This is a genomic window from Streptomyces sp. NBC_00986 (genome assembly GCF_045162565.1).
Lineage (GTDB): Bacteria > Actinomycetota > Actinomycetes > Streptomycetales > Streptomycetaceae > Streptomyces.
On sequence record NZ_CP108733.1, the window covers coordinates 3,283,193 to 3,303,592 of the forward strand.

17 protein-coding genes and 1 tRNA gene are annotated in these 20,400 nt (G+C 71.9%); 6 read left to right on the top strand and 12 right to left on the bottom strand.

Translation table 11 applies throughout. The features are described from left to right. Nucleotides 1-84: 84 nt before the first annotated feature. Entirely contained in the window at nt 85-1,290 is a 1,206-nt protein-coding gene (locus OG504_RS14285) for a glycosyl hydrolase (RefSeq protein ID WP_405996332.1), read from the top strand. Nucleotides 1,291-1,293: 3 nt separating this feature from the next. On the opposite strand, the gene OG504_RS14290 is transcribed toward OG504_RS14285, so the two are convergent. Beyond that, nucleotides 1,294-2,772 carry a glycoside hydrolase family 3 N-terminal domain-containing protein gene (locus tag OG504_RS14290; RefSeq protein WP_405990177.1) on the bottom strand — a complete coding sequence of 493 codons (1,479 nt, stop codon included), beginning with the start codon at nt 2,770-2,772 and terminating at the stop codon, nt 1,294-1,296. Nucleotides 2,773-3,027: 255 nt separating this feature from the next. On the opposite strand from OG504_RS14290, the gene OG504_RS14295 reads away from it, so the two are divergent. From OG504_RS14295 to OG504_RS14305, 3 genes are all read left to right on the top strand, one after another. Next, a complete protein-coding gene (locus OG504_RS14295) occupies nt 3,028-4,053 on the top strand; it encodes a YbhN family protein (RefSeq protein WP_405990178.1) in 1,026 nt (341 codons plus the stop codon). 87 nt (nt 4,054-4,140) lie between these two features. Then, nucleotides 4,141-4,212 (top strand) — tRNA-Lys (locus tag OG504_RS14300). 3 nt (nt 4,213-4,215) lie between these two features. Next, entirely contained in the window at nt 4,216-6,582 is a 2,367-nt protein-coding gene (locus OG504_RS14305) for a hypothetical protein (RefSeq protein ID WP_405990179.1), read from the top strand. Between the two features lie 22 nt (nt 6,583-6,604). Here OG504_RS14305 and OG504_RS14310 read toward each other — a convergent pair whose 3' ends face one another. Beyond that, the gene (locus OG504_RS14310) at nt 6,605-7,246 is read right to left on the bottom strand and encodes a TetR/AcrR family transcriptional regulator (RefSeq protein ID WP_405990180.1); all 642 of its coding nucleotides are present in this window, start codon (nt 7,244-7,246) and stop codon (nt 6,605-6,607) included. A 175-nt stretch (nt 7,247-7,421) separates the two neighbouring features. Here OG504_RS14310 and OG504_RS14315 point away from each other — a divergent pair, with 175 nt between their 5' ends. Beyond that, nucleotides 7,422-7,880: a cupin domain-containing protein gene (locus OG504_RS14315; protein WP_405990181.1), complete on the top strand. Its 459-nt coding sequence runs from the start codon at nt 7,422-7,424 to the stop codon at nt 7,878-7,880. A 42-nt stretch (nt 7,881-7,922) separates the two neighbouring features. On the opposite strand, the gene OG504_RS14320 is transcribed toward OG504_RS14315, so the two are convergent. The 7 genes from OG504_RS14320 to OG504_RS14350 all read right to left on the bottom strand — a co-directional run bounded on the left by OG504_RS14320 (nt 7,923) and on the right by OG504_RS14350 (nt 15,577). Next, entirely contained in the window at nt 7,923-9,431 is a 1,509-nt protein-coding gene (locus tag OG504_RS14320) for an NADase-type glycan-binding domain-containing protein (protein WP_405990182.1), read from the bottom strand. Further along, nucleotides 9,428-9,994, bottom strand: coding sequence for a phage tail protein (locus tag OG504_RS14325; RefSeq protein ID WP_365303802.1), 567 nt, complete (start codon nt 9,992-9,994; stop codon nt 9,428-9,430). Before OG504_RS14325 ends, OG504_RS14320 begins: the two co-directional genes overlap by 4 nt. Before the next feature lie 46 nt (nt 9,995-10,040). After that, complete coding sequence (locus tag OG504_RS14330; RefSeq protein WP_405990183.1) at nt 10,041-11,999, bottom strand: putative baseplate assembly protein; 1,959 nt, start codon at nt 11,997-11,999, stop codon at nt 10,041-10,043. Between the two features lie 3 nt (nt 12,000-12,002). Further along, complete coding sequence (locus tag OG504_RS14335; protein ID WP_019062855.1) at nt 12,003-12,446, bottom strand: GPW/gp25 family protein; 444 nt, start codon at nt 12,444-12,446, stop codon at nt 12,003-12,005. 61 nt (nt 12,447-12,507) lie between these two features. Next, nucleotides 12,508-14,415: a VgrG-related protein gene (locus OG504_RS14340; protein WP_405990184.1), complete on the bottom strand. Its 1,908-nt coding sequence runs from the start codon at nt 14,413-14,415 to the stop codon at nt 12,508-12,510. After that, the gene (locus OG504_RS14345) at nt 14,415-15,134 is read right to left on the bottom strand and encodes a peptidase M23 (protein WP_405990185.1); all 720 of its coding nucleotides are present in this window, start codon (nt 15,132-15,134) and stop codon (nt 14,415-14,417) included. The genes OG504_RS14340 and OG504_RS14345 overlap by 1 nt, the downstream gene beginning before the upstream one ends. A 20-nt stretch (nt 15,135-15,154) precedes the next feature. Further along, the gene (locus OG504_RS14350) at nt 15,155-15,577 is read right to left on the bottom strand and encodes a phage tail protein (protein ID WP_033281422.1); all 423 of its coding nucleotides are present in this window, start codon (nt 15,575-15,577) and stop codon (nt 15,155-15,157) included. 2,216 nt (nt 15,578-17,793) lie between these two features. Here OG504_RS14350 and OG504_RS14355 point away from each other — a divergent pair. Beyond that, entirely contained in the window at nt 17,794-18,129 is a 336-nt protein-coding gene (locus OG504_RS14355; RefSeq protein ID WP_405990186.1) for a hypothetical protein, read from the top strand. 1,133 nt (nt 18,130-19,262) lie between these two features. Here the strand turns inward: OG504_RS14355 and OG504_RS14360 are convergent. Genes OG504_RS14360 through OG504_RS14370 form a run of 3 tightly spaced genes read right to left on the bottom strand, consistent with a single transcriptional unit; the run spans nt 19,263 to nt 20,358 of the window. Further along, nucleotides 19,263-19,421, bottom strand: coding sequence for a DUF6760 family protein (locus OG504_RS14360; protein ID WP_200684736.1), 159 nt, complete (start codon nt 19,419-19,421; stop codon nt 19,263-19,265). Then, nucleotides 19,418-19,915: a hypothetical protein gene (locus OG504_RS14365; RefSeq protein ID WP_405990187.1), complete on the bottom strand. Its 498-nt coding sequence runs from the start codon at nt 19,913-19,915 to the stop codon at nt 19,418-19,420. Before OG504_RS14365 ends, OG504_RS14360 begins: the two co-directional genes overlap by 4 nt. After that, nucleotides 19,915-20,358, bottom strand: a complete 444-nt coding sequence (locus tag OG504_RS14370; protein WP_019063375.1) for a phage tail protein — start codon at nt 20,356-20,358, stop codon at nt 19,915-19,917. Before OG504_RS14370 ends, OG504_RS14365 begins: the two co-directional genes overlap by 1 nt. Between the last annotated feature and the right edge of the window lie 42 nt (nt 20,359-20,400).

Below are 20,400 nucleotides of genomic sequence, written 5' to 3' on the forward strand. Positions count from 1 at the left end.
ATGGTGGTTGATACATTCGCGCAGAACAAGAGCCGACGACACAGATGACACAGACAGGGCAAGACCGGACCTGGGGAGGATCCCATTCCTACGCTCCGCTTCGGCGTCAACTACACGCCGCGCCGCGGTTGGTTCCACTCCTGGCACGACTTCGACCCGGCGCACGCCCGCGAGGATCTGGCCCAGATAGCCGGGCTCGGCCTGGACCACGTCCGGATCTTCCACCTCTGGCCGCTGCTCCAGCCCAACCGCACGCTGATCCGCCGGACGGCCGTGGACCAGCTGGTGCACCTCGTCGACCTGGCGGGCGAGGCGGGCCTCGACGTCCTCGTCGACGGCGTCCAGGGCCATCTGTCGAGCTTCGACTTCTACCCGGAGTGGACCCGCAGCTGGCACCACCGCAACGTGTTCACCGACCCGGAGACGATCACCGCCCAGGCGGAGCTGATGCGCACGCTGGGCAGCGCGCTGGCCGACCGCCCGAACCTGATCGGGCTCCAACTCGGCAACGAGCTCAACAACTTGGTGGAGCACAACCCGGTGACGGTGGCCGAGGTGGATCACTATCTCGACACCCTGCTGGCCGCCGCGCGGGAGAATCTGCCCGCCGATCGCCTGGTCACGCACTCCGCGTACGACGCCGCCTGGTACGGCGACGACCACCCGTTCACGCCGGAGGCCTCGGCCCGCAAGGGTGATGTGACCACCGTCCACCCGTGGGTGTTCTCGGGCGACTGCGCCCGCCGGTACGGGCCGCGCTCCCCGCAGGTGCTCCATCTCGCCGAGTACGGAACGGAGTTGGCCAAGGCGTACGCCACCGACCCGGCCCGCCCGGTCTGGGTCCAGGAGACCGGCGCGCCCGAACCGCACATCCCGGCGGCCGACGCCCCGGAGTTCGCGCGGGCGACCGTGCGCAACGCGGCCGAGTGCGCTGGCCTCTGGGGCGTGACCTGGTGGTGCTCGCACGACGTGGACCGCTCGCTCGCCGACTACCCCGAACTCGAGTACACGCTGGGCCTGTTCGACTCCGCGGGCCGTCCCAAGCCCATCGCCGAGGCCTTCGCCGAAGCGATTGCCGAGCCGCACACCGTCCAACTCCGCGAGACCGCCCTGGTGTTGGACTGCACCCCGGGCACCCGCTCGGTGTCCGGGCCGGGAGGGGCGTACTTCGAGGAGTGGATGCGGCTGCGCGCGGAGGGTCTCCGGCCCGCGGTGGTCCTGGCCGAACGGGCGGAGGATGCGGGGTACTTGGCGGCGCGGGGCATCAAGGAAGTCGTACGGCCGACGTGACGGTCAGGCGCCCGCGAGTACCTCCGCGACCGCCCGCAGGTTGACCCGCCCCCGCCCGTAGGAGCAGAGGGCGCCGCCCTCCGGCAGTCCCGTGTCGACCAGTACGGCGTCGGGTCGCCAGGCCTTGAGCGTGTCGCGCAGCCGGGCCTGCCACGGGTGCAGGTCGGCGTCGGAGGTGGCGACGACCAGCGGCGCGCCCGCCCGCACGATCCCGTCGACGAGGGCGGCGGGGTCGGCCGGTTCCGTGTTGAGCGCGGTGCCGGTGGCCGTGGGGTCGATCGCGCGGAGTTCGGTGAGAAGGTCCTCGCCGCCCCAGTTCAGGGCGGGGTGCGGGGCCGGGAACAGGTCGACGACGTGGGCGCCGCGTACCGGCGGGGGCAGGGTCCGGGTGCGTACCGCGCGGCGGGCCGCCTCCAGGCCGGCGTCCGCGTCCCAGGCGGTGACCGTCCGGCGCGGGGTCGCGTATCGCTCGGCGAGGCGTCGTACCCGCCCGGCCGCCTCCCACACCCGCTCCTCGGGCAGCACGCGTGAGTGCAGTGCGTCGAGCACGGCGTCCCGGCAGGCCAGGGTGACGTCCAAGTCCGGTACGGCGACGATGACTTGGTCCGCTCCGGCGGCGAGGGCGATGCGGGCCCCGGCCGCTTCGCCGTACGCGTCGGCTATCGCCTTCATCTCCAGGGCGTCGCTCACCAGGACGCCGTCGAAGCCGAGTTCGAGGCGGAGCAGATCGCCGAGGATGCGACGGCTGAGGGTGGCCGGGCGGTTGGCGTCCAGGGCCGGGAACACGACGTGGGCGCTCATCAGCATCGGTACGCCCGCGGCTATGGCGGCGCGGAACGGTGCGAGGTCGACGAGGAGTTCGTCGTACGGGCGCGGATCCGTGGCGACACCGTGATGGCTGTCGGTGATTGTGCCGCCGTGGCCCGGGAAATGCTTGGCACAGGAAGCGATGCCGCGGACGTCGGTGGCGGTGATCCAGGCGCGCAGATGGCGGGCGGCCAGAGCGGGATCGGCACCGAAGGAGCGGGTGCGCACGATCGGGTTGCGCGGTTGGTGCTGAAGGTCGGCGACAGGTGCGTACGAGGCGGTGATGCCCAGTGTGGCGAGATGGCCGGCAAGCGCGTCGGCGCAACGGGCGGTCAGGGCCGGGTCGTCGACGACTCCCAGGGCATAGGAGCCGGGAACGTCCGGGGCGCCCGCGCTCACCAAGTGGCCGATTCCGCCGCCCTCGTTGTCGATGGCCACGAGCAGGTCGGGGCGGACGGAGCGGAGTTGGTCGGTGAGCCGGCGCACCTGCTCGGCGTCCCGCACATTGCGGGTGAACAGGATGACGCCGCCGAGGCCGCGGTCGATGAGCCGCTTGAGCGTGTCCGGCACGGCCGTCGCACCCTCGAACCCGGCGACCAGACAGCGGTGGGCCGCCTCGTCGAGGTCGGCGGGCAGAGCGGTGACGGCGGCGGACGTACGCTCGGCGTGGGTCATACTGGAATTGAAATGGCTCGCTCAACCTAAAGTCAACAAACCGATGGATTGTTGATTCAGGCAATGATCTGGGGTGGTGGCGTGAGTGGTGGAGCGGGCGGTGAAGTGGGCGGTGTCACCGATGATGCCGATGGTGCGCCCGGTGCGTTCACCCGGGCCCTTCAAGCCATTCACGCCGTCCGCGTCGCCCAGCCGCCCGCGCCCCTTCCGCTGACGGACACCGCGACGTCATACCGGACGGGAACGTTTCGCAACGTGTCCCTGCTTCCGCTCGAAGAGATCCCCGGGCCGCTCCCCGTCTCCGCCCCCGGCCCCGCTCCCGCCCCCGTCCCCTTCCGCCTCCCCTCCGCGGCACGCCTCGCCACCAGGATCCTGACCCTGCTGCCCCTGCTGCTGATCGCGGTGTGGGCGGCGGTCGACTGGCGTGCCATGTACGACGGCACGGCCCGGCTCGCCTCCGCCGACCCCTGGTGGCTGCTCGCCGCGTTCTTCTTCACCTGCCTCGGCTGGGGCACCGCCGCCCTCGTCCGCCAGGGTGCCGTGCCCGAACGGCTGCCGACCGGTCTGCTGATCGCCTCGCAGTTCGCCGCGGGCGCCGCCAACCACGCGCTGCCGGCCAGCATCGGCGCCCACGCCGTGACGCTGCGCTTCCTCCAGGGCCGCGGCATCCCCCTCGCCCGCGCCACCGCCTCGCTCGCCCTGTACTCACTCGTCCGGCCGATCGCGAAGACCATCGTGCTCATCGCCTTCCTCATCGCCTTCCCCGAGATGCTGAGGTTCGGCCAACTCGTCCCGCGGGGCTGGTCGTTGGTCCTCGCCTTCGGCGGACTGGGGATCGCGTTCGGCACGGCCGCCCTGCTCCTGGCCGTCGTCCCCCCGCTGCGCCGCCCGGTCCTCCGCTGCTTCCGCACCGCCCTGACCGACGTACGGCAGCTGCACACCATGCCCAGCCGGATCCTCGCCCTGTGGGGCGGGGCGGCCGCCGCGCCGGTGCTGCAGGCGACCGTGATCTTCTCGGTCGGGGCCTCGCTCGGCATGCCGCTGTCCTGGGCGCAGGTCGTCCTGGCGTTCCTGGCCGCCAGCACCGCGGTCGGCGCCGTTCCCGCACCCGGCGGGATCGGACCCGTGGACGCGGCGACGGTGTTCACGATGGTCGCGTTCGGCGCCCCCATGGACGTGGCCACGGCGAGCGTCATCGGCTACCGCGTCCTGACGGTGTGGGTGCCGTTGCTGCCGGGCGCGCTGATGCTGTCGGCGCTGGTCCACCGGAAGGTGCTGTGACCGACATCCCCCTGGACATCGGCATCCCCTTGTCCGTCGAAATCCCCTTGTACGACGACCCGTTCCGCGTCTAGCGTCGCTGCTCATCGGCGTGTAGCTCAGCAGCAGAGCACCGGGCTCTTATCCCGGAGGGCGCAGGGGCAGGACCTGCCACGTCGGCTTATGGACGACGACGCTGACCAGCAGCACCTCACCGCGGCCCCCGGCTATGCCCGGGGCCAGTTGGCCAAGGCCTTCACGACCGCCCTGACCCACGAGGACGCCGACACCCGCCGCCGCGCGGAGAGCCGCGTGACGCGCTGGCGTGCGGTGCTAGCGGGGATGGCCGGTGGCCTGCTGTCGATCGGTTCGCGCACCCCGGTGGCCGGGCTCCCGGCCTGGGTCACCCCTGAGGTGGTGCACGGCGGCTTCGCCACGGGTACCCCCAGCGCGGGCGGCCCGCTCCAGCCGTACGAGACGCGGCTCGCGGAGCGGTTCGGCGTGCCCGCGGACCGGCGGGCGCTGTTCGCGCACTGCCTCACCGACACCGGACTCACCTGGCTGTGGGGGCAGTTGAACAGCGGGCGGTACGAGGTGACCGTGCCCGAGGAGGGCGCGCTGCTCACCATGGCCTGGCTGGTGCGGCACGGGGAGACGGCCGCCGCGCTGGACCTGGTCGCGGAGCTGGAGCCGTTCGCGGACCGACTCCGGTTCCTGCCACGCCCGTCGACCGGCCGCACCACGCCGGACGCCACCGACGCACTGCACCGCCGTACCGTCTCCGACACCGTGGACCGGCTGGTCCGGCGGCGTCCCAACGCGGCCGTGGAGGCACAGCGCGAGGCACTCGCCGTATGGCAGCCGTTCGGGGACGAGTTGCTCGTCCACTGGTTGGAGACGGCGGGCGGGGAGGACGGGCGGGTACTCGAACTCGCCCCGGACGCCGACTGGTTGGCGTGCGGTGCCGGTTTGTTGAGCCGATACCGGCAGCTGGCCGAGGAGCACACCCGCTGCGGGAAGCACCGCGATCCCAAGGAGAACCTCGGCATTCTGCGCGGCGCGCTGGAAGAGACCGTCGCCGGGCGGGTGTTGGACGCGCGGCGGCTCGGGCTGCTGCGGCACGCCGTCGCGTCGATGGTGCGACGGCGCGGTCTGCCGGGCTCGGCACCGCACACGGAACTGCGCCGGGTGCAGCGGACCCAGGCCGCGCTCCCCTCCCACCACGCCCTCGCGCAAGTGCTGGTGGGCCGCCTCGCCGGGCTGCCCCAGGAGTCGGGCATCGCCGACCTCGCCCCCGTACTCGCCCCCGTCTCCGAGCCGGAGGAGCGGGAGACCGGCCTGCCCGCCGGTGCCCAACTCCCGCCCGTGCTACGGCGGGTGGTCGAGGGCGCGCTGAGCGCACCGGTAGCCACCCTTGTGGAGCGGGGAGTCGTCCCCTCGGCCGAGGTACTGGCAGAACTTGTACCGCAGTTGGTCGCCGTCACCACCGCACGGAGCTACGACGACCCGGCGCTGCGCACGCTGATGGCCGCGAACTACCGCGCGTTCCGCAACCGCCGTTCGCTCCTCCTGCTCAACCTGGAACGGCAGGTCCGGATCGAGGAACTGCCCTGGGTGCGGGCGGTGGCCGCGCAGCGCGGCGACGGTACGACCGAAGCGGCCCTGTTGCTAAGGCAGTTGGGCGAGCTGGCCGTGCTCGGGTTCCCGGGCACGATCCTGCCCAACCCGCTCGTGCGCGAACTCGGCGTACTCGCCCGCCAGTCGAAGCCGGGCGCCCCACTGGTGGAGGAGCTGGCCGCGGACATCTTCATGGACGCCTTCGGCCCCAAGTTCCTTGTGGCGGCCGGGATCGCGGGCGAACTGCTCGGTGGTTCGCTGTACGAGCGCTACTACGGCATCGACTACGCGGCGATCCACGACCTGGCGATCGCCGAGGCGAGCGAGGCCTCGGGCCGGGCGGACGGGTCCGGGCCACGGACGTCCCCGGGGTTCGCGCGGCTGTGCGCGGAGCGGGCCGAGGCGGCGTCCTCTGCCCCGGCGGGATCGAAGTCCCTTTCCTCGTCCGGGTCCTGGGTGGCGGCCAACGGCAAGGTGATCGAGCAGTCCCAGATCCTGACCACGCACAACCTGGCCACGCTGGTCCACCGCGTCGGCATCGCCCCCGAGCCCGGGTGGGCCGACCTGGCGCGCCGCTGCTTCGGCACCGTGTGCCGGCTGACGGCCCGAGTGCACCGCAACCCGTGGCCGTACCCCACGATCAAGGACGCGGCGTACGCCTGGCGGCAGTTGGTGTTCCACCTGTCCCTCTGCCCGCCCGCAGAACAGCGCCGCGTGCTCGACGACCTGGACGCGGAGGCGGCCCGCCACCCGGCCCACGTCACCGCCCGCCTCGCGCCCGCACTGGCCGGGCTGCGCCTGGTCGCGGACGGCGGCACCTTCGCCCCCGACGGCACGGCGGACGAGGGCCGTGCCCGCCGACTCCTCGGCTGGAGCACGGACGGCCACTGGCTGGCGACGGACCCAACCGCCGGAGGGACAAGGGGTAGTTGAGAGACCGGCACGCAGGCCGGCCCTAACCCTCCTGCGCCTCCTGCGCCTCCGCCGCCTTCGTCGCCGCGCGCACCGCCGCCTCCGTCAGGGTCTTCGCGGTGCCTACGGCGCTGGTGATCGCCTCGTCGGGGGTGAGGCCGCACTGGTCGGTGAGGGTGAACAGGGCGTCCGCGGCCATGACCACCGCGAGGCCCCGCTTGAGCTGGGTGAACGCGGCCGGGTCGGTCTCGCCGAGGGTGGCCGCCAGGGGGGCGAGGGCGTGGTCGATGAGGCCGAAGCGGATGCCGGGGCGCATGTTCGCCGTGTCGGGGCGGACGATGGTCGCGGCCATCATCGCGCGCACCCCGCCCTGCCGGGCCTGGGTGCCGCGGAGCAGGAACTCGCAGGCGAACGCGATCCGTTCGACCGGATCGCGGGAGTCGGCGACCGGGCCGAGCGCGTCGACGGGGTCGGGCCAGACGCCGGCCAGGGCCTCGCCGATCAGCGACGGCAGGTCGGGGAAGTAGCGGTAGGCGGTGGCCTCGGAGACCAGGGCGACGCGGGCGACCTCGGGCATCGTCACCTCGCTGCCCGTGCCGATCAGCCCGCGCGCCGCGTCGACGATCGCCGTACGGGTGCGCTTCTTCTGGTTGCTGCGGCCCGTGTCCGTCTGTGCTGTCGCCATCGGTGCGTCACTTCCCCGTATTCGCTCGTCGTCGCCGTCCGTCGCTCCCACATTATCACGCACAGCTCTCATTGTAAGAGTGAGCTTGCATAACGAGAGGCGCCAGGCTAGCGTCCTGAGGGCGCGCCACAGCGCAACGAGCTCTCAACTCGCGCCACACACAAGGGAGTCGGCGATGAACGAGGTTTCCGTGGTCGGTCCGGACGACGGCGAGTCGATCCGGCTGGGCCCGGTCACGATGCGCATCCTGGAGGACGGCAGCACCACCGGCCACCGGCTCGGCATCGGCGAGATCACCATCGCCCCGCACACCCAGGGGCCGCCGCAGCACCGCCACGCCCAGCACGACGAGGGGTTCTACGTCGTCTCCGGCACCGTGCACTTCACCGTCGGCGAGACCGTGCACATCGCCCCGGCGGGCACCCTCGCGATGATCCCGCCGGGCGCCCCGCACACCTTCGCCAACCCCGGCGACGAACCCGCGGTGATGATCAACACCTTCACGCCCGACCTGTTCGTGCAGTACTTCCGCGACCTGCGGGACATGATCGCCGGCGGCCGGGAGTTCAACACCGAGTCGACGATCGAGACGATGAGCCGCTACGGCACGGTCCCCGCCACCGACTACGCCTGAGGCACCCGGCGCCGTGGGGACCGTCCCGTCAGGAACCGTGCGTCAGGAACCGCCCGAGCTCGACGGGCCGAAGAACTCGATCTCGGCGATGGCCACTTGCTTGCTCCCGGAGGCTCCGTAGGCGGACTCGATGGTGAAGCGGACCGACGTGACCGTGCCGACGCGGAAAGAACGGCGCTGGGCTCCCGCCCCCTGGTCCAGGGTGATCTGGCGGGTGATCGTCTTGCCCTTGGCCGTGGTGATCACCGCCTCGATCCGGTGCGGGAGCGCCGACTGGCTGAGCTGGTCGGGGCGGGTGGACACACCCGGGGTGATCATCAGGTCCAGCAGCCGCGTCGGCTCGTCGAACTGCGCCTCCAGCCACTGCCCCTGGCCCGCCTGGCTCACCCCTGGTCCCCACCAGGTGTTGTTCAGCCGGTCGAAGGCCAGCTCCGGCTTGTGGCCCGGAAAGGAGCGGGAGGCGCTGACGCGGTCCGGGTAGACGGGGGCCCGCTTGGCGAAGTGGTCCTTCGTCGCGTCCACGGCACGCGGGATGTTGACGGCCAGCACGATCAGCAGGGTCAGTACGACCGCCGCGCCCACCCAGGTCAGCACCCGGTCGAAGGTACGGCGCAGCCGGGGCCGGTCCCCCGCCCACGGGATCTCACCGTTCCGGAACGCGAGCAGCCGCCGCCACCAGGGCAGTCGACCGGGGGCGCGCTCCTCGCCGGCCATGGGCATCGCGCAGCGCGCGCAGTAGTGCCGGTCGGGCCGGTTCGCCGTGGCGCACCAGGGGCACGGGATTCCGCCGGCGGCTCCCGGTTCGACACCGGGTGCCCGGACGGACTGCGGGCGCGCGGCGACCGGGCGGCCGGGCAGCACCGGGGCCACGGACGGGGCCTGGCGGGGCTCCGGGTCGGAGACGGGGACGAGCAGGCGCCGGGCGCGCTCGGCCTCGGACTCCGGTTCCGGTTCCGGTCCCTGTCCCTGTCCCGGTTCCGGGGAGGTGGCGGGGACCGGTTGGGTGGGGGCGGTGTCGGTCGTGGAGGGGGTGCGGGCGGTGGTGCCGTCGTGGTGGCCGTACGGCGCGTCGGGCGCGGGCACCGGGTCGGTGCTCGTGTGGGGCGCGGGGTGGCTCGTAGCTGCGCCGGATGCGTGAGGAGTCGTAGAACCGCCGGACGCCTCACCGCTCGCCGGCTCCTGGCGGGTGCCCGCGCCGACCGGGTCGTACGAGCCGCCGGCGGCGAGGGCGTCCAGGCGCAGGGACAGGGCGTCGAGTCGGGCGGCGGGGTCGTCCGAGCCCGAACTCCCCTGCGGTGACTGCTCGTTCGTGCCCAGCGTGTCCCGGCGGGGGCGCGGCAGGCCCGGGCTGTCGGACTGGGAGAAGGCGTCCCAGCCCGGGTCACCGCTCGCGGCCGGGGCTCCCCCGGCGCTCTCGCCGCGTTCGGCCGGGGCCCCGGTGCGGGCGCCCGCACGGTCCGTCCAGCTCAGGACGGCACCGCAGGCGTCGCAGAACGACTGGCCCGGTTCCGCGCGGGTTCCGCATTCGGCGCAGCTCTGGGTGGTCGTCATCTCTCGGGGTTCCTTTCGGGGAGCACGGTGGCGGTCACCTGGACCGTGTACGGCATGTGGGCGGGACGGGCCGCCGCCACGAGGGCGTCGAGGCGGTGGGTGTCCAGGGTGGTCGGCGCGGGCAGCCGCAGGTGGACGTGGAGCCGGGGGCTGCGTTCGCCGGGTACCGGGCCGAGCGGGCGGGCGTTCCAGTCGGCGGCGCCGCTCTCGGTGATCTCCGGTTCGGCCCCGAAGGCGAGCCGCACGGCCTCGGCCAGTCCGCGCCGGGTGCCGCGAATACGGTGGAGGTACGTGGCCGCGGCCACGGCGGCCCGCAGCCGCTCCTCCGGTTCGCTGCCGTCGGTCTCGGCCCCGACCCAACTCCCCAGCCACTGAACGAAGTCGAGCGGTGCCAGCGACGGCCTGAAGTACGTGTCGAGGCAGTCCAGCACACTCAGGATCGGCGCTACGACCTCGTCGAGCCCGGCGACGAAACGCTGGGCGAGGTCGTCGTCGGCGAACACGGCGGGCAGCATGGCGCCGATCGGCGCGGACGAGCCGAGACCGTCGACTGATCCCCTCAACGCGCGCCTCCTTGAACGGAGTCGGCGATATTCACGCTGGTGATGTTCACGCGCCGTCTCCGATCACGCGGACGCGGTGGTCGAAGGAGAACACCAGCGACGGCCGCTCCAGGTCGATGCGGTCCGTGGGGTCGCCGCGCTTGCCGGTGAGCGGGTCGGCGGGGTGCAGGACGACCTCGTCGACCAACTCGACGCCGGGCACCCGCTGGAGCACCGCGAAGACCTCGCCGGACTGCACCGGGCGCCCGAACGGCCAGCCCTTTCCGTCCGATCCGCCGGTGAGCGGGTCGAGGTGGCGGTAGAGGGCATCGTGGGCCTGGCGGCGCACCCGGTCGGTGTCGACACCGCGGAAGGCGTGGACCGTGGCGACGACGGTGACGCCCTGGTAGAAGGGCGGCCCGACCGCCAACCGGGTCCCGATCAGCCGCCGTTCGTCGAGATGCCGGGTGATGCGGTCCAACAGGGCGTCACCGGGAACCAGTTGCTCGAAGCGCAGTCGGCCACCCGGGTCGGGTACGGCCTGCGGGACGACCAACACCCGTACGGCGTAGGCCCCGTGCTCCTCCTCGTCGCCCTCCAGGCAGGTGATGCGGGCGGTCTCGGGGGCGGCTCGGCGGGACAGTTCCTCGTAGTCCCGGAGGGTGACGGCCCGTTCCTGGGCGCGCAGGGTGATCGGGGCGCGGGTCTTGGCCTCCTGGACGGTCTCGCCGTCCACTCCCCCGCGCGCGGCCTCGCGGTTGACGACCTCGGAGACGTACGGGATGGAGCTGCGCAGGCTCTGCACCGCGCCGCGTGCCACATTGCCGGCCCGGCCGCCGCCGGTGCGGTAGCGGCGGGCGCGGATCACCGAGCCCTTGGGGGCGACCCCGCCGTACTGGCGCAGCGAGCCGTCGGGTTCACGGACGGCGGGGCCGAAGGCGAGTTCGCCGGTCGCCGCGTCGAGGGTGATGTGGCGGTCGTCGGGGCCGGAGGCGGCGAAGTGCGGGACGACCTGCCAGTCGGTCCAGCCGTCGTGCTCGGCGGTCTGGAGGAGCAGGGGTACGGCGTCGCCGACGACCGGTGTGTGGGAGAGCCGCAGCCGTTGCCCGGGGAGGCCGGTGGACTCGCCGAGGGCCTCGTCGTAGACCGTGTCGGCGTGGACGACGGTGGTGGTGCCGCCGATGGTGAAGGCCTCGGCGGAGCGGACGGTCGGCGAGAGGGTGTAGAAGGGCTGGTCGGAGTGGGGTTCGGTGACGCGGCAGCGCAACCAGCCTGCTTCCTGGCCGCCGTTGCGGGACAGGGTGTGGCCGGCGGGGACGTGCAGGACGACCGCGCCGGGGCGGTTGAGGCCGCCGGTGCCGTCGCGGTCCACCTCGCACGCCTGCCAGCCGTCGGCGGTCCATGCCTCCCACACCAGGGGCGGTTGGCGCGGGTCGACGCCGACTCCGTCGACGCGGCTGTCGAGTTCGAGGGCGAGGGCGCAGTGCGGGACGGCGGCGGTGAGGCCGAACAGCATGGAGTCGCCGGGGTCGGGCGACTCGGCGAAGCACATGACGTGGTTGCCCTCGGCGAGGTCGTGGGTCCGGTCGACGACCTGCTTGCCCCGGTGCTGCACCACGAGATGCCGCAACGCACTTGGTACGACGGCGAGTTCGCGCTCGGTGGCGAAGACGACCGCTTCCTCGCCCTCGGTGCGCATCGTCGCGACCTCGGTGCCGAGCGGCACGTGCACCGCTTCCTCCTGGGGCGCCGACAGCCAGAACGTGACGTCGGTGCGGGCAGCGGACGGCGGGAAGAGCGTGATGCCGACCAGGTCGAGGAAGGCCAAGTGGTTCTTGTCCGGTACCCGGTTGAGGCGGTAGACGATCTGGTCGGCCATGTGCGCGACCGTCTCGACGAGGGTGACACCGGGGTCGGAGACGTTGTGGTCGGTCCACTCCGGGGCGCGCTGCTGGATGTAGCGCTTGGCGTCGTCGACGAACTGCTGGAAGCGGCGGTCGTCGAGGTTCGGGGAGGGCAGGGCCATCGGTCAGTTGTCGCTTTCAGCAGCCGTGCCGGGCGTACCGGAGGTGTCCGGCTCGTCGTGGGACGGGATGACGTAGAAGGGGAAGACGAGGCTGCGCGGGTTGTTGGTGCCGCGGATCGAGTAGCGGACGTCGATGTACAGCACGCTCTGCTCGGTGCCCGCGGTGACCTCGACGTCGTCGACCTCGATGCGCGGCTCCCAGCGGTCGAGGCTGACGTGCACCTCGTGCTGGATCCGGCCCGCGGTCTGCTCGTTGACCGGCGCGAACACCAGGTCGTGGATCGCACAGCCGAAGTCCGGCCGCATCGGCCGCTCGCCCGGCGCGGTGGACAGCACGAGCCGGATCGCCTCCTCGACCTCGCGTTCCCCGCTGACCAGCGCGATGCCGCCGGTCGGCCCGATGCGCAGCGGGAACGACCAGCCGGAGCCCACGAATTGTTCGGCCATCAGACAACACCCGCCCGTTCCTTGCCCGTTGGGCCACTCATGTCCTTGCCCGTCAGGCGGCTCATGCCGGAATCACCATCGGGACAAGGCCGTTGAGGGTCACCGCGCCCATGATCGGCACGGTGACGGCCCGAATGCCCACGGTGGCAACGGAGTTGATCTGGACGCTGCCGATCCCGGTGAGCATCGCGTTGCCCAGTGCCTTCATGTTCAGGGCGCCCATCGCGTCCACCGTGATGGCCCCCGCGGTCGACTTGACGTTGACCAGCCCGCGCCCCTCGATGTTCAGCGGCCCGCCGCTCTTGATCGTGAGACTGCGCCGGGCGCTCAGGGTGAGATCGGTACCGGCCTCGACGGACACCGAGCGGCTGCCCTTGATGGTGACCTCGCCCTTGCTGTCCACGATGATCTCGGTGTTGGTGCGGTCCAGGGTGATGGTCAACTGCTTGTCCCCTGAGGCCAGTCGGACACCCTGCCTGCGGCCGCCGGTCTTCTGGCTTAGCAGGTCCATCCGGTTGCCGTCCCGGTCGGAGACGGTGTGCCGGCTCGCCTTCTTCCGTACGGCGTCGTGCAGCGGAACATCACCGACGACGGTCGGCTTGTCCTTGCCGTTGTAGAGCCCGCCGATCACGAAGGGGTGGTCAAGTGCCCCTCGGTCGAAGGCGACCAGCACTTCGTCGTTGACGTCCATGGGGAAGATCCCGCCACCGCCGAGCCCGCCCCACTGCACGGTCCGCGTCCAGTCGCTGACGTACGTGTCGTCGAGCCACGGGAACTGCAGCCGCACCCGCCCCTGCTTCAGCGGGTCATTGACGTCCGTGACAAGGGCGTTGGCGACACCGGGCAGCCGGGGCGCGGTCTCCGAGCCGCCCGAGGCGAGCCCGTACAGCGAACGCCACTGCCGTCCGCTGACCGTCACCCAGGTCTCGTAGTGCTTGCCGTCGCCGAAGACGTGCCGTACGGAGGTGGCCGTGTACTTGCCCTCGAAGGGCGGGCCCACGTCCGCGAGCGCGACCGGAACTCCCGGGCGCAGCTTGGGATTTCCGCGCGCGACGACCTCCAGCTCGGCGAAGGAGGACGTCACGTCGTCGGCGAGGGCGGCGGCCGCGAACTTCACCTCGTTCTGCTTGTCGTAGGGCGTGCCCGTCTCGACCAGCTTGGCCGTCTTGAACTTGCCCGCCGCCGCGCCCGGGGTGGTCCCGATACCGATGGACGGATTCGAGGCCCCGGGCGAAGTCGCGGTGAGCTTCTTCTTCGTGGTGACGTCCCAGCCGCGCGCCTCGACCGTCCCGACCTGGTCGGCGGCGGTCACGGCGGCCCGCAGCCGCAGGATGTCGTGCCCGGCCTGGAGCACGAACGGGCTTTTGTCGCCGTCGGTTTCGGGCGACGGCGCACCGGACGACGGCTTCGGCTCCACGAACTGGAACTTGCCGTCCGCGTCGACCGACATGACCATCTCGTTCTCGTCGGCGAGCCGGGCGAGAAAGTCCCAATCGGTCACGTTGGACTGGGAGATGAACTCGTACACGGTCCGCGTGGACGTGATCTTCCCGATCGGTACCCCGTCCTGGGCGGCGAGTTTGCGGGCGATGTCGGACGCGCTCTGGTTGCGGTAGGCGGCGACGCGGCGCTGGCGCAGCAGCCGGTGCCCGAAGTCGTAGCCGCGCACGACGGTGAAGGTGCCGGTGCCGTCGTAGTCGGCCTCAAGTCCCGTGACTTCACCCGTCAGTAGCGGATCGGAGGCGCCCTGTCCGTCGGCGACCGGGGCGATGACGACCTTCGTGCCGAAGGTGACCCCGAGCTTGCCGAGGATCAGGCGGTACGGGTCCCGGAAGGTGAGCCGGAACGCGGCGGGCACGCCGACGCCCTGGTCGACGTAGCTGTCGACGAGGTAACGGGCGTACTCGGAAGGGATCTTGGCGCCGCCGATCTTCACCTCGACGACGTTGGAGAACGCGGACTTCACCATCAGGAACGCACCTCCTCGGCGGAGGGCAGCACGAGTTCGACACCGTTCGCGAGCCGCGTCGGGTCGTCGATCCCGTTGGCCTCGGCGATCGCCCGCCACGCGGCGGAGTCGCCGTACTCCCGCCAGGCCAGCGACTGCAGGGAGTCCCCCGCTACGACCCGGTGCACGCGCTGCGCGGTGAGCGCGCCCGAAGTCGGGTTCTGGCCCTTGGTGTTGCTCGGTATCTCGTGCAGTTGCAGCCGGCAGGTGGCGCGGATGGGCACGCCGGTCGTCCCGAAGAGTGAGTAGGCGGCCTCGACGGAGGAGACGTAGGCGGTGAAGCGAGCCGTCGAGAACGACCCCCACTGGAACACGACCCACGGCGGTGAAGGCTGTTTGGCGGCAATGGACTTGGTGGTCACGTCGCAGCAGGCGAGCAGCGACTCGACCTTCTTCAGCACCGAGTTGCTGGTCGGTTCGTCGGAGGAGTCGAGGAAGATCTCCACGCCCATCTCGCGCGGCTGCGAACCCATGAACTCCGGTAGGGAACCGTCCCGTTCGATCTGTGCGGGGGTCGTCTTCCACTGGGCGCGGCGGGTGAGGGACAGTTGCGCCGGGTTGAAGTCGAAGGCGAAGGTCTTGATGAGGCCGCCCGGGGTGGTGCTGCCCCCGACGGGTGGCTCATGAATGGCAAGGCTGGCACGGACAAGGCTCTTGCCCGCGCCTCTACTGGTGGCCATGGTCTGTTTCCCTCCCCCGCTCAGTCCGTGAATCCGTGGTGGGCGATCTCCAGGACCTCGGTGGCGACGGCAGGCCCGGACGGGTCGAGGGAGGGCCCCTGCCAGCTCACCGGCAGCACGTCGATCAGCCCCCAGTGCGCGACCTCCGAACCGTCCGCGCGCAACGCCGCGATCTGCCCGGTGGGCCGCTTGATCCCGGTCTGCACGGAGGAGATCCACTTGGCGACCTTCGCGGTGTCCGGGGTGAGCGGGCGGGTCAGCCGGATGGTGGAGAAGGTGACACGGGTGGGGAGTTGCCAGACGAAGCCGTTGTTGCCGCCCTCCTGCCGGTGCTCGATCTCCACCGTCGACGACAGCCCGTCGCACCCGTTGAAGTAGCCGAGGCTCTCGCCGTCGATGCTGAGGGTGAACCAGATGGTGGAGCCCGGGTCGAGGCGGGACATCGCGGGTGGGCCTTTCTGTTGTCGCGTCGGGGTGTGGTTCCGGTCAGTGGCGGGGGTCGCGGAGTTTGCCGATCCGTTCGCGGTCCAGACGGAGTTCCGTGCGGATCAGGCGGGTGATGCGGCCGATGATCCGGTGCACGAGTTCGTCGAGCTGGAAGTCGGTGAGGTCTCGGGGGTCGAACTGGCCTGCGGGGATTGCCTCGTAGGCGGGGGTGGGGGGTCGGTGGCGCCTGGGGAGTACGGGGGTGGAGGGTCGGGGGGTGGGGGTGACTGGGAGGGGGATGCGGTGTACGGCGGGGGTGGAGCGGAGGGGCGTGAGGCGGGGGCGGCGAGTCTGGTGGGGGTTTTGGTGAGGGTGGGGCGGGCCTGGTTCAGGGGGAGAGGGCTGCGGGGCCGAGTGCGGTGGTGGTAGTGGTCGAGGAGGCGTTGCGTTGGACGGTGGGGATACGGCTGGGGGTGAGGGGGCCGGGTGGGGTGGAGAGGGGGCCAGGTCCAAGTCCGGGTCCGGGTGGGGTGGAGACCGGGAGGGGGTGTGGGGTGCGGGGGTGGAGAGGCGTAGGGGTACTACGGGTATGGCGGGGGTGCGGGGGGCTGCGGGGGTGCCGGGGAGTGTGGCCGTCCTGGGTGGTACGGGGGTGCCCGGAATTCCGGGGGCTCCCGGGGTGACGGGGACTGCGGGAGTGCCGGGTACTACGGGTGTGGCGGACCTGTCCGGTGTCGTACGGCGGTGACGTTGTACGGGGGTGACGGGCGACCGGGGTGCGGAGCGCTGCGCCGGGGGTGGTGTGCGGAGCGAGCCGGTTGAGGGCCCCGGTGTGGTGGGTGCGTGTGTTGTGGGGCGGGGCGCGGTGAGCGGGGGTGTGGTGAGAGAGGGCGCGGTCGGGGAGGTCGCGGTGAGCGGCGGTGCGGTGCGGGAGGTCGCGTGGGGAGGGGTCGGTGCGGGGGCGGTCGGGCTGGGCGGAGTCGGCTTTGTGGCGCGGGGCGGAGCTGTGCTTGAGGGCGGGAGCATGGCCGAGGGCGAGGGCGCGGCTGGGGACGAGGGCCCGGCTGGGGACTGCGTCGCGGCTGACGGCGAAGTCACGGCTGGGGCTGAAGTCCCAGCCGAGGGCCGGGGCCCAAGCGTGGACGAAGTCGCAACCGGGGACCGGGCCCCCACCTCGGACGAGGTCACGGCTGGCGACGGGGTCGCCGCAGAGGACGGGATCACAGTCGAGGACGGAAGCGCAGCCGGAGACAGGCTCGCGGCCGGGGCTGCGGTCCGCATGTCTGCGGTGGTCGGGGGCACGACGGCGAGTGACGGGGCGGTGGCCGAGGGGGCCTGCGCGGCCGGTACAGGCGCGCCTGGGGCGACGCTTCGTTGGATCGTCGGCCCCTGAGCCGGTGTCGCCGGAGCTGCCAGGTTGGCCGGGGTCGCGATGGTTGGAGGCGCGGCGAGTGAGGAGCTCGTGACAGGCGAGGGGCCCGCGGCGGGTGAAGGGCTCATGGCCAAGGGGCCCTGAGCAGCCGGTACAGGCGCGCTCGGCGAGGTGCTCCGCTGGACCATCGGTCCTGGACCCGGTGTCGCGGTTTCCGCCGGGGCAACTGCGGCCTCATGCGTGGTAGTTGGGGGCGCCGCAAGCGGATGTGCGGTGGTCGGGTATGCGGCAGGCACGTGTGTCGTGGTTGAGGGGGCGGGGGCGGTGGCCTGGGGCGGTGCGGACGTGTTGGAAGCGACGCTTCGTTGGATCACCGGCCCAGGTCCCGCTGTCGGCCTCGAACCCGGTTCCGTACGGTGCCCGGGGCCGGCCGGCGTGAACGGCGAACCGGTGAGAGGCCTCGCGTCCGCGGGCGTGACGGTGACCGGAGCGCCGAGGGGTGAACGGCGCCGGACGGGAGTGGGCGTCACGGGAGCCGGCGAGTCGGAGGCTGGTGTGGGCGCCGGAACCGTGGGCGGATCACCTTGCGGGGCGGGGGCGTTGGGGGTGTTTCCCTGCGCGCGGTGAGTAGCCGAACTGGGCATCGGCGGTACGGGTGTTGAGGGCTGCCGTGCCTCGTTCGGGCGCGTGGTGAGCGGGGCGCCGAGGGGGATGCGAGGCGGGCGGCGGGCGGCGCTGCGTTGGATCTGGGGTGCGGGAACGGGCGTAGGACCGGGGGTCGGATTGCTGGTCCGGGTGCGGGCGGAATCCGGCGGTCCTGCGGGAGCTGCCGGGGTGTGGACCTGAGGTTGGGGCTGGGTGGTGCCCCCATCACGTGGGGCAGGAGCACTCGCGGCACGTTGCACGGGCATCGGTGCGGGGGAGGTGTTCGGCGTCGTCGGCTGTGCAGGAGCGGCGGGCGCGACTGACGGCAACTCGGCTGACGGCACTGCGGAGTTCGGCGTCGGCGTCGACGTCGGCGTCGACGCCATCGTGGACTTCGTGGACTTCGGAGCCGTCGAAGCAGCGGCTGCCGCACCCGGCGAGGTGGCCGCCCGCTGCACGCTGTCCGTCCCGCTCTCGGAAACGGGAGCCGCGCCGCCGGGTGTGCCGGGGCGGTTTTCGGGCTCGGTCGCGCTGGGGCCGACGGGCTCGTGACTGCCGTGCGCCGGTGGCGTCCGCAGTGTGCCCGACTCGGTCGCCGGTCGTCGTTGTACAGCGGGCTTCGCCTCACCGGGGCCGGCGGCCGACCTGCTCGGAGCCGCCGGAACCACGACCTGCGACTCCGGCGCGCCATGCGCAGCCACGGCACGCTGCACGGCCACCCGCCCGGCCTCGTTCCCTCCGGTGCCGTGAATACCGGCTGCCCGAGGAGGGACGGGAGGAAGCGCAGCCGGAGGCCCGCCACTTGGGCCAGCGCCTCCCCCTCCGGGAACTACGCCTGCCTCACGGCCGAGTTGCCCCACAACGTCACCAGCCGCCGGAACAGGTGAGTCGCCGACCGGCTCAACATCCCCTCGGTCTCCGCCAGTTGGCCCCGCAGCGGACTCACTACCCGAACCATCCCCCACAGTCCCCGAGTTCCGCCGACCGACCAACCGCCGCTGCACCGCAGCCGCACTCGACCTCGTCAACGACCCTTCCCTCGGCCGGAGTTGCTTCGAGGACGACACCGCGGTCACCCGAATACCGGAAGCCGACCCCACCGCACCGCCCGAACCCGCCACAGGAGCGTGAGCAGTACCGCGCACACCCTCAGCCCCACTCGACGCAAGAGGCACAGCCCGCGCAGGCCGCACAGCCCGCTGCACCACAGGCCCCGCACTCGCCCGCATCGGAACCACCGGCCCCGGCTGCGCGACCAAAGGCCGCCCCGCCAAGGGAAGTTCACCCGCAGGCTGCCCCAGGCTCGGTACCGCCCGCGCCGGCCCCGCGGGCAGCGAGGAACCCGCGATCCGGGCACTCCGCTCCGCGTCCAGCACCGCACGGAACCCCGACCCCGTGAACGAAGGGTTCTGCCACGTCGGCAGCCGCGCACCGAACCCGGCGTCGGCAACTCCGGTACCCCCGAGGGCAGAGGCCCGCTGGATCGGCGGCAACCCCGGCCACGCGGCCAAGGCCACCGCAGGCGCGGAAGCCGCAGCAGCCGTGGCAGCCGTAGAACCAGAACTCGCCGGACCCGCGGAGCCATCCGCCTCAGCGGGACCCGGAACCTCGCCACCTCCCTTACCGTCTCCGGAGTTGGCGTCCCCTCCGGCCCGCCCCCGCAACCGGTCCAAGAACCCCACCGCTCAGCCCTCCGCCCCGGACCGCGTCACCAGGGACGCGATCTCGCCCGTGTAGCGGCGGCGGTCGTGGTGTTCGAGGTCCAGGATGTCCTCCAGGCTCCAGTGGAAGTGGTAGGCGACGTACGCGATCTCCTCGTGCAGCCGGTCGGTCGCGTACGTCACGATTCCCCCAGGCGGCTCCCGCCGAGCTCCACTTCGAAGGGTTCCGCGCAGTGCGGGCACTGAACTGCCGCGCGGGTGTGGCCTTCCGCGTTGATCTGGCGGTAGAAGTCCTGGAGGAAGGCGAGGTCGGAGGCGAACATGTTCTCCACGATCCCGTCGTGGACCATGGGGACGGCGCCCAGCCGCGTGATGACCCGGCCGAGCAGCACCACCGACAGATACGCCGGGTTCTCCTGCACGCGGACGTCCCGCAGCGGCACCAACTCGTCGCGTGCGGTGGCCAGTCGCATCACACCGTCCTGGTGGACCGTGCCGGACTCGTCGACGTAACCGCGCGGCAGCTGGAAGGGGAACTCGGTCCGCAGCGTCTGCCGTACGACCGGAGCGGGTGCCGCGGCGGCCGGAGCCGGGGCCGGTATCGGTCCGGCCCCCACCTCGGCCGCGGGCTCCGCACCCGGCGCGGCCACGGCCGCGCCCGCCGCCGAACGCCTCATTATTCGATGACCAGTTCTTCGAACACGATGGTCACGGACTCGGTGAGCGCGGCGGCCTCGCCCGCCTTCACCGTGCTCGCGTCGATCTTGCTGCACCAGGCGTTGCGCAGGTGGTAGCGCTTCACCGGGTTGTTCTGGAAGTCCATCATGATGATCGACGCGTTCTTGCGCGCGGTGGTCATCTGACCGGAGATCGACTCGTTGATCCACTGGGTGAACGAGGCCGACTGGGTCATGCCGCGGATGACCGTGCAGGTGCCGTTCTTCTTCACGCCCGGCAGGTTCTTGACCACGTTCTGGCCGTTGGGGGTGTTCTGCTGGTACGTGATGACGTCCTGCTCGATGCTGAGGCCGCTGACCTCCGCGAGGTACTCGACCATCACGCCGTCGATCTGCAGGCCGAAATTGTGTGAGGTGAGGGCGTCACCCGGCTGGAGACTCATGAATTCGCGTTCCTTCTGGCGTTACGGCGGCTGACTGCTGGC